Source organism: Micromonospora sp. U56 (assembly GCF_018070095.1).
GTDB classification, from domain to species: Bacteria; Actinomycetota; Actinomycetes; order Mycobacteriales; family Micromonosporaceae; genus Micromonospora; species Micromonospora purpureochromogenes.
Genome location: NZ_JAGPYL010000168.1, coordinates 1 through 11,183 on the forward strand (window position 1 = coordinate 1; position 11,183 = coordinate 11,183).

The following is an 11,183-nucleotide window of genomic DNA, read 5'->3' on the forward strand; positions in this document are numbered from 1 at the left end:
GGGTGGGGTGGGGTGGGGTGGGGTCAGCTGGTTTCGCCGGCCATGGAGAAGGAGCGGAGGCGGTCGATCGCCAGGACGGTGAAGCCGACCGCGACGACGCCGGTCAGCACCGCCGCGACTGGGACGGAGACGGTGGCCGACAGCAGGTCGGTGGGGGCCATCCGGTCGGCCATCGCGACCACCCACTGCTGGACCGAGAGCACCTTCGTGCCACCGACGAAGTTGCCCAGCAGCCCCTCCCAGATCAGCACGTAGACCAGCCCGAGCAGGACCGGCCGCCGGGTGATCAGGCTCAACGCCAGGAACAGCGCCGAGTACGCCAGCGCGCCGAGCGCCGAGGCGGCGGCGAGGGCCAGCCCGAGGCGTACCGAATCGGCGAGCACGCCCGCGACGAAGAGCGGCACGGCGACGGTGGTCGCGCTGACCACGACGGCCACCGCGAGCTTCGGCAGCACGATCTGCCAGCGCGGCAGCGGCTTGGTGAGGATGTGCACCACGGTGCCGTCGTCGATCTCGGCGCCCAGCACGCCGGTGCCCACGATCAGGGCGACCACCGGCAGCACCACGGCCAGGCCGAGGCCGACCAGCACCGGCGGCCCCCAGTCACCCGGCTCCACCCCGAGCGACCGGCAGAGCATCGCCAGCCCGAGCAGCAGGAGCGGCAACGGCAGCAGGATCAGGAACCGACGCCGGCCGAACAGCCCGCGCGCGGTGATCCAGGAAACGGTCGACATCAGGCCTCCACCAGGTAGGAGAAGACGCTCTCCAGGGACTCGTCCTCGGGCAGCAACTGCCGGACCCGGACGCCGTGGGCCAGCGCGATCTTCGGCAGCGCCCGGGTGAAGGCGCCGTAGTCGCCGGCCTTGACGGTCAGGCCGGTGCGGTCCAGCTCGACGCCGGTGACCGAGGGCTCGGCCATCAGCGCGACCGCCAACGCCCGGTCGTCGGTGGAGCGGACGGTGAACACGTGCGGCCGGTTGGTCATCAGCCGGCGGATGGTCCGGAAGTCCCCGGAGGCGGCGAGCCGGCCGGCCACCATCACCTGCACGGTGCCGGAGACCTGCTCGACCTCCTCCAGGATGTGCGAGCTGAACAGGATGGTCCGGCCCGCGTCGCCGAGGGAGTGCAGCAGCCCCATCATGTGCAGCCGCTGGCGCGGGTCCATGCCGTTGAACGGCTCGTCGAGCAGCAGCACCTGCGGGTCGTGCACCAGCGCCGCGGCGACCCGGGCGCGCTGCCGCATGCCCTTGGAGTACGTCCCGATCCGCCGGTCCTGGGCCCCCTCCAGCTCGACCAGGGCGATCGCCCGTCGGGCTGCCGCCGCCGGGTCGGGCAGCCGGTGCAGCTTCGCGCTGGCCAGCACGAACTCGTACGCGGTGAGGAAGGTGTGCACCGCCTCCCGCTCGCTGACCAGCCCGAGCCGGCGGTAGACCTCCGGGTGGCGCCAGGTCGGCTCGCCGTCCAGGGTCACCGCGCCCCGGGACGGGGCGAGGAAGCCGGCCATCATGTGCAGCAGGGTCGTCTTGCCGGCGCCGTTCGGCCCGAGCAGGCCGGTGACCCCGGGGCCCAGCCGCATGGTGATGTCGTTGACCGCCACCACGTTGCCGTACCAGCGGGACACCCCGGCCAGGTCGAGGGTGCTGGTGGCGGTCGTCGGGGTGCTCGCCGTGGGATCGGCGCTGATCGTGGTCATCGGGCGGCCACCTTCCGGTATCGCAGCAGCAGCAGGGCGACGCAGCCGGCGACCAGCAGCACGGCGGCGAGGGCGTAGACCGGGCCGAAGCCGCCGATGTCCGGTCCACCCTGGTCCTCGGAGACCAGCAGGTCCCCCAGCGACCAGATGCCCACCCCCTGCACGATGGTCGACGGTGAGCCCAGTCCGGCCAGCTCGTTGACGGTGCGGGAGGGCAGGATGGACAGGGTGCCGACGATCGGGGTGGTCATCAGGAAGACCGCCACGATCCCGCCGGCCGCGAACGCCCGCTTGCCGGTGAGCGAGGCGACCAGCAGGCCGACCGAGGCGAAGACGACCGCCCAGAGGCCCGCGTAGAGCAGCGCCGGCAGCAGGTCGAGCAGCTCGTTCCAGACGCCGCGCATCCCGTCGCCGGTGGTGAACGCCGCGCCGAGGAACATCACCAGCTGCGGCGCGCCGAGCAGCAGCCAGAGCGCGCTGACCAGGGCCAGCAGCTTCGCCAGGGCGTAGTCGCCGCGCGGCAGCGGCCGGGAGAAGTACAGCGGCAGCACGCCGCTGCGCAGGTCGCGGGAGACCAGCTCCGGGGCGGCCACCGCGGCGAAGAAGATGACCAGCCAGCTCATCGAGTCGGCGAACTGGGCGTACGTCATCACCACCTCGCCGATCTGACTGCGGACCGCGGTGGCGCCGGCGGCCACCAGGGTGACGATGCCGACCACCAGCCAGGGGAAGATCTTGGCCTTGGCGCTGCGGCCCAGACCGAAGGCCGTCCGCACCCCGTGCAGGTAGAGCGCGCCGAAGACGTGCCGACGGCCGAGGCGGGGGCCGGTGTAGCGCTGGTAGCCGATGTCGTGGATGACGCCGGTCGGCTCAGACATGGCTGGGCTCCCTCGTGGCGAAGAGTTCGGCCACCCGGTGCCGCCGCTGGTCGAGCCGGTGCAGCGGCAGGTCCAGCTCGGCGACCGCGCCGAGGATCAGGTCGTAGGTGGCCTCGTCGGCGAGCGGGACGAGGAGCATCCGCCCGTCCCGGCTGACCGGCAGGTCGAGCGCGGCGAGCCGGGTGGCCAGTTCCTCCGTACCCTCGCTGACCTCGACGGCGAGCACGTCGGTGGCGGAGGTCATGGCGGCGATCGGGCCGGCCCGCAGCAGCCGCCCGCCGTCGATGGCGACCAGCGTGTCGCAGATCCGCTCCACCTCGCCGAGCAGGTGCGAGCAGACGAGCACCGAGATGCCGAACTCGGTGCCGATCCGGTGCACCAGCGCGAGCATGTCGTCCCGGCCGGCCGGGTCGAGGCCGTTGGTCGGCTCGTCGAGCAGCAGCAGGTCCGGGTCGTGCACCAGGGCCTGGGCCAGCTTGACCCGCTGCTTCATGCCGGTCGAGTAGCCGCCGACCGGCCGGTAGCGCTCCTCGTAGAGGCCGACGTGCCGCAGCGCCTCGGACGCCCGCTCGCGGGCCGTCGTCCGGGGCAGGCCGCTGATCCGGCCGAGGTGGGTGACCAGCTCGGCGGCGGTGAGGTCGGGCGGCAGCGCGTCGTGCTCGGGCATGTAACCCACCCGGGCCCGTACGGCCGCCGGGTCGGTGGTCGGGTCGAGGCCGAGGACGGAGACCCGGCCGCTGGTCGGGGCGAGCAGGCCCAGCAGGATCTTGATGAGGGTCGACTTGCCGGCGCCGTTCGCGCCCACCAGGCCGATGATCCCGGGCTCCACCGCGACGGTCAGGTCGGCCAACGCGGTGATCCGACCCCCGTACGTCTTGGTCAGCGACTCGGTCGCTATGAGTGTCACGCCCGTCAGCGTAGGAAGCCGACGCCCGTGGGGGTATCAGGAATCGCCCGGGGTCGTCCCTGAGAACCCGTCCGGGGGACACGCCAGATTTCGCGCCCCGGGCGCGATCGGCCGGTAAGGGTTTCGTAACCCGGCGACGGGATGACCGGGGCGGCCCGGGCCCGGCAGACTGGACGACGTGGTCACTCGCCTGCTGCGTACTCCGCTGACCTGGGCCGTCGTCGTCGTGCTCGCCGCCGGGGCGGCCGTCGGGCTGTGGTGGTTCCAGCCCTGGAAGGCGGTCACCGACACCCGGGTCGCCGAGCGGCTGTCCGACGTGGACGTGACCGCCACGCCGTCAGTCGGCCCCACGCCCACGGGGGGCGCGGGACCGACCGCGCCGACGCCGACCCCGGCGGGGCCGACGCTGCTCAGCCGGGGAGAGTTCGTCACCCACGAGCACGACACCTCGGGCACCGCCCGGGTCGTCCGGGCCGCCGACGGGCGGCACCGGCTGGAACTGGTGGGCCTGGCCACCTCCAACGGCCCCGACCTGCGGGTCTGGCTCTCCGATCAGCCGGTACGCGCCGGCCGCGCTGGCTGGGGCGTCTTCGACGACGGCCGGTGGGTCGAGCTGGGCCGGCTCAAGGGCAACCGTGGCGACCAGGCGTACGACATCCCGCCGGGCACCGACCTGGCCCGGCTGACCAGCGTGTCCATCTGGTGCAAGCGGTTCGCGGTCTCGTTCGGGGCCGCCCCGCTCACCCCGACCGGCTGAGCCGTTCCCAACCGCCCGGACCGCAGTGGAGTGGCGCTCTCGACCGATCGCCGGTCGGCTGCGAAACTGTGTGCCGGTCAGCGAGTGAGGGGTACGGATGAGCAACGGGTGGGTGCTGCCCGACGAGGTGCTTCGGGACGCGCCGGCGTACACGCCGCGCCCGGGTGAGCTGGCCGATCTGGAGCTGTTGCTGACCGGGGCGTACGCGCCGCTGGTCGGCTTCATGACCCGCGCCGACCTGGCCTCGCTGCAGCGTCGCGGCCGGCTCGCCGACGGCACGCCGTGCCCGGTGCCGGTGACCCTCCAGGTGCCGGCGACGCTGGCCGCCGGGCTGAACCCGGCCGACCCGGGACGCCGCACGCTGGTGCTCAGCGACGGCGAGGGCGCACCGGTCGCCGCGCTGGAGGTCGCCGACGTCTGGGCGGCCCGCGAGGGCGTGGCCGGGGTGGGCGGCCCGGTCCGCCGGCTCGGCGACGGCGGGCACGGCCCGTTCCAGCGGCTGCGCCGCAACCCGGAGGAGGTTCGGGCGCTGCTGCCTCCGGGCCGGGTGCTCGGCGTGATCGCCGACCGGCCCCTGCACCGGCCGCAGCTGGCGCAGATCGCGCACGCCGCCCGCACCCTGGGCGCCCACCTGCTGGTGATGATCCCGGTGGGTGAGGGCGGCTCCGGCGGCGTGCCGCCGGAGGCCCTGGTACGCAGCGTCTTCGCCGCCCGCGACCGGATGCCCCCGGCGACCCTGGTCGCGGTGCCGATGCCGCGCGGCCGCGACGAGATCGGCGACGCCCTGCTGCGGGCCCGGATCTCCGCCTCGTACGGGGTGACCCACCTGCTCTCCACCGGCGAGATGCTCTCCGGCGCCGGCCTGCGGGTGCTGGTCCCCCGCGAGCTGGCGTACGACAACCGGGACGGGCAGTGGCGCTGGCGGGAGGACATCCCGCCGCGCAACCGGCGGCTGGCGCTGCGCCAGGAGGAGATCGACGACCTGCTGGACCGGGGCTTCCCGCTGCCCGAGTGGCACACCCCGCCGGCGGTGGCCAAGGAGCTGAGCCGGGCCCGCCCGCCGCGGCGGCACCGGGGCCTGGTGGTCTTCCTGACCGGCCTGTCCGGCTCCGGCAAGTCGACCATCGCCCGCGGGCTGGCGGATGTGCTGCGGGAGCAGGGCGACCGCACGGTGACCCTGCTCGACGGCGACGTGGTGCGCCGGGAACTGTCGGCGGGGCTCGGTTTCAGCCGGGCGGACCGGGACGCCAACGTCCGCCGGATCGGCTGGGTGGCCGCCGAGGTCGCCCGCCACCGGGGGGTGGGCATCTGCTGCCCGATCGCCCCGTACGCCCAGGCGCGGGCGACCGCCCGGGAGATGGCGCTGGCGGCGGGGGCCGGTTTCGTGCTGGTCCACGTGGCCACCCCGCTGGAGGTCTGCGAGCGGCGTGACCGCAAGGGCCTGTACGCCCGGGCCCGGGCCGGCCTGCTCACCGGGATGACCGGCGTCGACGACCCGTACGAGGAGCCGACCGACGCCGAGATCGTGGTCGACACCACCGACCTGACCGTCGACGAGGCGGTCCTGTCGGTGATGAACCACCTCACCGAGACCGGCTGGGTGGAGCCCCGCCTCCAGTCCGCCTGATTCCCGCCAGGGTCACCTTCCGTCGCTGCCCCCTGCGCGCTAGTGTTCAGCTTTGTTGGAACACGTTTGAGCGCGTGTGAGAGTGCGCGGAAGCCGGAGGTACGGACGAATGCTGGCGCGGCAGCGGCAGGCGGCCATCCTCGACCGGGTCCGCGCCACCGGCGGCGTCCGCGTCACCGAGCTGGCGGCGGAGTTCGGCGTCTCCGACATGACCATCCGGCGTGACCTGGAGACGCTGCACGAGCAGGGCCTGCTGGCCAAGGTGCACGGCGGCGCCACCGTCCCCGGCCCCAGCTCCACCGACGAGCCGGGCTTCCACGCCAAGTCGGTGCGGCAGCTCGCGGAGAAGGCCGCCATCGCCGGCCGGGCCGCCGAACTGGTCCGCCCCGGCGCGGCGGTCGCGCTGTCGGCCGGCACCACCACCGCCGAGCTGGCCCGTCGCCTGGTCGACGTGCCCGGGCTGACCGTGGTGACCAACTCGCTGCCGGTGGCCGAGATCCTGCACGCGCAGGGCCGCACCGACCAGACCGTCGTGCTCACCGGCGGGGTGCGCACCCCGTCCGACGCGCTGGTCGGCCCACTTGCCGTGGAGGCGATCCGCTCGCTGCACCTGGACCTGCTCTTCCTCGGCGTACACGGGATCACCGAGCGGGCCGGCTTCACCACGCCCAACCTGATGGAGGCGGAGACCGACCGGGCCCTGGTGGCCGCCGCCGACCGGTTGGTGGTGCTGGCCGACCACACCAAGTGGGGCACCGTGGGCATCTCCTCGATCGTCGGCCTCGGCGCGGCCGACGTGCTGGTCACCGACGACCGACTGGCTCCCGAGGCGCGCCGGGTACTGGACGAGAAGGTGGGAGAGCTGGTGGTCGTGGCGGGCACGGGCCGGGCGACGACGGAGGGGACGGCGCGGTGAAGCGTACGGCGATCGAACTGGCGGACGGCCGCGAGCTGATCTACTTCGACGAACGGGACGACGCGGTCCGCGACCAGCTCGACCGGCGCGAGCTGCCCCCTCCCCCGCCCGCCTCCCAGCTGCGGTACGACCCGCTGACCGACGAGTGGGTGGCGGTGGCCGTGCACCGGCAGACCCGCACCTTCCTCCCCCCGGCCGACCAGTGCCCGCTCTGCCCCACCCGTGGCGACCGGCTCAGCGAGATCCCGGCCCCCGACTACGACGTGGCCGTGTTCGAGAACCGGTTCCCCTCGCTGAGCCAGCGGGTGGCCGACGAGCCGGCCGAGATCACCCCGTTCACCCCGGTACGCCCGGGCCTCGGCCACTGCGAAGTGGTCTGCTTCACCGACGACCACAACGCCTCGTTCGCCGGCCTGCCGCCGCGCCGGGTGCGCACCGTGCTGGACGCGCTCGCCGACCGGACCGTGGCGCTCGCCGAGCTGCCCGGCGTCGAGCAGGTGTTCTGCTTCGAGAACCGGGGCGTGGAGATCGGTGTCACCCTGCACCACCCGCACGGGCAGATCTACGCGTACCCCTTCGTCACGCCGCGGACCCGGTCGCTGCTGGCCGCCGCCCGCCGGCACGCCGAGCGCACCGGCGGGAGCAACCTCTACGCCGACGTGCTCGCCGCCGAGCGGGCCGCCGGCGACCGGGTGGTCACCAGCAACGAGCACTGGACGGCGTACGTCCCGGCGGCGGCCCGCTGGCCGTTCGAGGTGCACGTGGCGCCGCACCGGCCGGTGCCCGACATCCCGGCGTTGACCGACGCCGAGCGGGACGCGTTCGGCCCGCTCTACCTGGACGTGCTGCGCCGCTTCGACGGGCTCTTCGACCTGCCGATGCCGTACATCGCGGCCTGGCACCAGGCGCCGGTGCGGATCGACCGGGAGCTGGGTCACCTGCACCTTCAGCTGTTCACCATCCGGCGGGCCAAGGACAAGCTGAAGTACCTGGCCGGCTCGGAGTCCGGCATGGGCGTCTTCATCAACGACATCGCGCCCGAGCGGGCCGCGGAGCTGCTCCGCGCCGCCTGACCCCGACCGGCGTCCGGGCGGCGAGTGCGGCAGCGCCCGGGGAACAGGGCGCGGGGGGCCCGGGACAGGGCCCCCCGCAGGGAAGGGACGGCTGGCTGTGCGCGACAGCCGGGAAGGTTGGCTGATCGGCACTCGTGCCGCGAGGCGACCGCGGTCAACCTTCCTGGACGAGACTGGCATCACGTCCACCCAGTTCAACGACCCACGCCCACCCCGGTGACGCCTGGGGCGGCGGCCACGGATTGATCGCCACCGTTTGCGGCGTGTCGCGCGATCCGCTCGCCCGCTCCAACACCGCGACCCGCCGCAAACGCGGCAGTCGGGCCCCGGGTACGACGGAGCCCGCCGGCGGAGGCCGGCGGGCCCGGTCGGTGACGCGTACGAGGATCAGGCGGAGAGCTTGCGCGCCAGGTTCTCGTCGAGCGCGTTCATGAACTCGTCGGTGGTCAGCCACGGGGCGTCCCGCGAGATGAGCAGCGAGAGGTCCTTGGTCATCTGGCCGCCCTCGACGGTGTCCACGATGACCTGCTCGAGGGTGTTGGCGAACTCGGTGACCGCCGGGGTGCCGTCCAGCTTGCCCCGGTGGGCCAGGCCCCGGGTCCAGGCGTAGATCGACGCGATCGGGTTGGTCGAGGTCTTCTCGCCCTTCTGCCACTGCCGGTAGTGCCGGGTGACCGTGCCGTGCGCGGCCTCGGCCTCGACGGTGCGGCCGTCCGGGGAGAGCAGGACCGAGGTCATCAGGCCGAGCGAGCCGAAGCCCTGCGCGACGGTGTCGGACTGCACGTCACCGTCGTAGTTCTTGCAGGCCCAGACGTAGCCGCCCTCCCACTTGAGCGCGGCGGCGACCATGTCGTCGATCAGCCGGTGCTCGTAGGTGATGCCGGCGGCGTCGAACTCGGCCTTGAACTCGTTCTCGAACACCTCGGCGAAGATGTCCTTGAACCGGCCGTCGTACGCCTTGAGGATGGTGTTCTTGGTGGACAGGTAGACCGGGTAGTTGCGGTCCAGGCCGTACCGGAACGAGGCCCGGGCGAAGTCCCGGATCGACTCGTCGAAGTTGTACATGCCCATGGCGATGCCGCCGCCGGGGAAGTTGGCGACCTCCATCTCCACCGGGGCGCCGCCGTCGGCCGGGGTGTAGGTGATGGTCACCGTGCCCGGGCCGGGAACGACGAAGTCGGTGGCCTTGTACTGGTCACCGTGGGCGTGCCGGCCGATGATGATCGGCTTGGTCCAGCCGGGGACGAGCCGCGGCACGTTGGACATGATGATCGGCTCGCGGAAGACGACGCCGCCGAGGATGTTGCGGATGGTGCCGTTCGGCGACCGCCACATCTTCTTCAGGCCGAACTCCTCCACCCGGGCCTCGTCCGGGGTGATGGTCGCGCACTTGACGCCGACGCCGTGCTCCTTGATGGCGTTGGCGGCGTCGACGGTGACCTGGTCGTTCGTCTCGTCGCGGTGCTGGATCGAGAGATCGTAGTAGTGCAGGTCGACGTCGAGGTAGGGCAGGATCAGCTGCTCACGGATCTGCTTCCAGATGATCCGGGTCATCTCGTCGCCGTCGAGCTCCACGACCGGGTTGTTTACCTTGATCTTCGCCATCGACCGGCGCTCCTCTCGGGGGACACGTGCTCAAGCAGTACGAGCGTACTGGAAACGGGCCGGCACCCCCCAGCCGGCCTCGGTCGGCCGGATAACCGGATGCCCGGCACGGGAGTTCACTGGCACCATCGCCCGATGCCACTGAGCCGTACCCTCGGGTCTATCACGGTCACCGCGCTCACCGACGGCGAGGGGCCGTTCTTCCAGCCCCGCACCGAAGCGTTCCCCGACGCCACCGCGGCGCACTGGCGCGAGGCGGACCGGCGCGACCCCACCTCGGTCACCGCGGACGGCCGCTGGTGGCTACCGTTCCGCAGCTTCGCGGTGCGCGCCGGCGACGGGCCGGTCACGCTGGTCGACGCCGGCATCGGACCGGCCGGCTCGCCCGCCGCGAGTTGGGCGCCCGTGCCGGGGCGGCTCCCCGCCGAACTGGCCGCCGCCGGCATCGACCCCGCCGACGTGCGCACCGTCGTCCTCACCCACCTGCACAGCGACCACATCGGCTGGGCGGTCACCGGCACGCCCGGCCGCCCGTACTTCCCGCGCGCCGACTACCTCGTGCAGCGGGCCGAACTGGACGCGATGGAGACGATCAACCCCGGGCTGCCGGCCGGCCTGGTCGCGCCGTTGCGCGCCGCCGGCCAGCTCCGGGTGGTCGACGGCGACACCCCGCTCACCCCGGGGGTACGCCTGCTGAGCACGCCCGGGCACACCCCCGGCCACCAGTCGGTGCTCATCGACTCCGGCGACGAGCGCCTCCTGCTCACCGGCGACCTCCTGGTGCACGCCGTGCAGCTCGTCGACCCCGACCTGGCCTACGCCCACGAGGAGGACCCGGCAACCGCCCGCACCTCCCGCACCACCCTCCTCCACACCCTCGCCACCGCCCCCGTCCCCACCCACCTGGCCACCCCCCACCTCGGCACCCCCTTCACCCCCCTCTAACCCCAAGGGTCTGTGGATCTAACGGTGTTTCCGGCCTGACCCGCCAGGCGTTGTGCCTGGTGAGGAGGGTGCCGTGATGACCGCGACACTGAACGACCAGACCGGACGCAAGAAGCGGCCCGAGCCCTCGCCGGAGGCGAAGGCCGCCGCCGAGCTGGTGCGGGCCGCGAAGGAACAGGGCCTGTCGCTGACCGGCCCGGACGGGCTGCTCAAGCAGCTGACCAAGACGGTCCTGGAGACCGCGCTGAATGAGGAGATGACCGAGCACCTCGGCTACGAAAAGCACGAGGCGGCGGGTGTCGGCTCGAGCAATATTCGTAACGGCTCCAGGCCAAAGACGGTGCTGACCGACGCATCGGGGCCGGTGCAGATCGACGTGCCCCGGGACCGGGCCGGCACGTTCGAACCACAGATCGTGCGCAAGCGGCAGCGGCGCCTGTCCGGGGTCGACGAGGTCGTGTTGTCCTTGTATGCCAAGGGCTTGACGACCGGGGAGATCTCGGCGCACTTCTCCGAGATCTACGGGGCGTCGGTGTCGAAGGAGACCGTCTCGCGGATCACGGACAAGGTGATCGAGGAGATGACCGACTGGTCGCACCGGCCGCTGGATGAGATATACGCGGCGGTGTTCATCGACGCCATCGTGGTCAAGGTCCGGGCTCTGTCGCTCGTTGTGTGAAGGGGTCAGTGTGTGAGCAGGACGCGTTTGCGGAGTAGGTCGAGGCCGGCGCGGCCGAACATCTGCCGTTTGATCATCTTGAGGCGGTTGATGTTGCCTTCGA

General features: G+C 72.7%; 10 protein-coding genes and 1 pseudogene. 6 read left to right on the plus strand and 5 right to left on the minus strand.

Features of this window, described 5'->3' with window-relative positions; all coding sequences use genetic code 11:
• Positions 1-23: 23 nt before the first annotated feature.
• Genes KBX37_RS31460 through KBX37_RS31475 form a run of 4 tightly spaced genes read right to left on the minus strand, consistent with a single transcriptional unit; the run spans position 24 to position 3,478 of the window.
• Positions 24-734, minus strand: a complete 711-nt coding sequence (locus KBX37_RS31460) for an ABC transporter permease subunit (RefSeq protein ID WP_210779482.1) — start codon at positions 732-734, stop codon at positions 24-26.
• Positions 734-1,693, minus strand: a complete 960-nt coding sequence (locus KBX37_RS31465; RefSeq protein WP_210779483.1) for an ABC transporter ATP-binding protein — start codon at positions 1,691-1,693, stop codon at positions 734-736. Before KBX37_RS31465 ends, KBX37_RS31460 begins: the two co-directional genes overlap by 1 nt.
• A complete protein-coding gene (locus tag KBX37_RS31470) occupies positions 1,690-2,571 on the minus strand; it encodes an ABC transporter permease (RefSeq protein WP_210779484.1) in 882 nt (293 codons plus the stop codon). The genes KBX37_RS31465 and KBX37_RS31470 overlap by 4 nt, the downstream gene beginning before the upstream one ends.
• A complete protein-coding gene (locus KBX37_RS31475; RefSeq protein ID WP_210779485.1) occupies positions 2,564-3,478 on the minus strand; it encodes an ABC transporter ATP-binding protein in 915 nt (304 codons plus the stop codon). The genes KBX37_RS31470 and KBX37_RS31475 overlap by 8 nt, the downstream gene beginning before the upstream one ends.
• 178 nt (positions 3,479-3,656) lie before the next feature.
• On the opposite strand from KBX37_RS31475, the gene KBX37_RS31480 reads away from it, so the two are divergent.
• From KBX37_RS31480 to galT, 4 genes are all read left to right on the plus strand, one after another.
• Complete coding sequence (locus KBX37_RS31480) at positions 3,657-4,235, plus strand: DM13 domain-containing protein (protein ID WP_210779486.1); 579 nt, start codon at positions 3,657-3,659, stop codon at positions 4,233-4,235.
• A 97-nt stretch (positions 4,236-4,332) separates the two neighbouring features.
• On the plus strand, positions 4,333-5,862 hold the full coding sequence (gene cysC / locus KBX37_RS31485) for an adenylyl-sulfate kinase (protein ID WP_210779487.1): 1,530 nt from the start codon (positions 4,333-4,335) through the stop codon (positions 5,860-5,862).
• Positions 5,863-5,971: 109 nt separating this feature from the next.
• Positions 5,972-6,778: a DeoR/GlpR family DNA-binding transcription regulator gene (locus tag KBX37_RS31490; protein WP_210779488.1), complete on the plus strand. Its 807-nt coding sequence runs from the start codon at positions 5,972-5,974 to the stop codon at positions 6,776-6,778.
• A complete protein-coding gene (galT, locus tag KBX37_RS31495; protein ID WP_210779489.1) occupies positions 6,775-7,851 on the plus strand; it encodes a galactose-1-phosphate uridylyltransferase in 1,077 nt (358 codons plus the stop codon). Before KBX37_RS31490 ends, galT begins: the two co-directional genes overlap by 4 nt.
• Positions 7,852-8,238: 387 nt before the next feature.
• On the opposite strand, the gene KBX37_RS31500 is transcribed toward galT, so the two are convergent.
• Positions 8,239-9,456 (minus strand): NADP-dependent isocitrate dehydrogenase, encoded by a 1,218-nt coding sequence (locus KBX37_RS31500; protein WP_210779490.1) that lies wholly within the window; start codon positions 9,454-9,456, stop codon positions 8,239-8,241.
• Between the two features lie 135 nt (positions 9,457-9,591).
• On the opposite strand from KBX37_RS31500, the gene KBX37_RS31505 reads away from it, so the two are divergent.
• Together KBX37_RS31505 and KBX37_RS31510 are read left to right on the plus strand one after the other, a co-directional pair.
• The gene (locus KBX37_RS31505; protein WP_210779491.1) at positions 9,592-10,401 is read left to right on the plus strand and encodes an MBL fold metallo-hydrolase; all 810 of its coding nucleotides are present in this window, start codon (positions 9,592-9,594) and stop codon (positions 10,399-10,401) included.
• Between the two features lie 76 nt (positions 10,402-10,477).
• Positions 10,478-11,059: pseudogene (locus KBX37_RS31510) on the plus strand (transposase); the annotation flags it as partial.
• Positions 11,060-11,183: the final 124 nt, after the last annotated feature.

Excerpts from the sequence above, each read along its gene's own strand:
- KBX37_RS31505 (WP_210779491.1), top strand. The coding sequence starts at position 9,592 with ATGCCACTGAGCCGTACCCTCGGGTCTATCACGGTCACCGCGCTCACC.
- KBX37_RS31470 (WP_210779484.1), bottom strand. The coding sequence starts at position 2,571 with ATGTCTGAGCCGACCGGCGTCATCCACGACATCGGCTACCAGCGCTAC.
- KBX37_RS31465 (WP_210779483.1), bottom strand. The coding sequence starts at position 1,693 with ATGACCACGATCAGCGCCGATCCCACGGCGAGCACCCCGACGACCGCC.
- KBX37_RS31500 (WP_210779490.1), bottom strand. The coding sequence starts at position 9,456 with ATGGCGAAGATCAAGGTAAACAACCCGGTCGTGGAGCTCGACGGCGAC.
- KBX37_RS31460 (WP_210779482.1), bottom strand. The coding sequence starts at position 734 with ATGTCGACCGTTTCCTGGATCACCGCGCGCGGGCTGTTCGGCCGGCGT.
- KBX37_RS31490 (WP_210779488.1), top strand. The coding sequence starts at position 5,972 with ATGCTGGCGCGGCAGCGGCAGGCGGCCATCCTCGACCGGGTCCGCGCC.
- cysC (WP_210779487.1), top strand. The coding sequence starts at position 4,333 with ATGAGCAACGGGTGGGTGCTGCCCGACGAGGTGCTTCGGGACGCGCCG.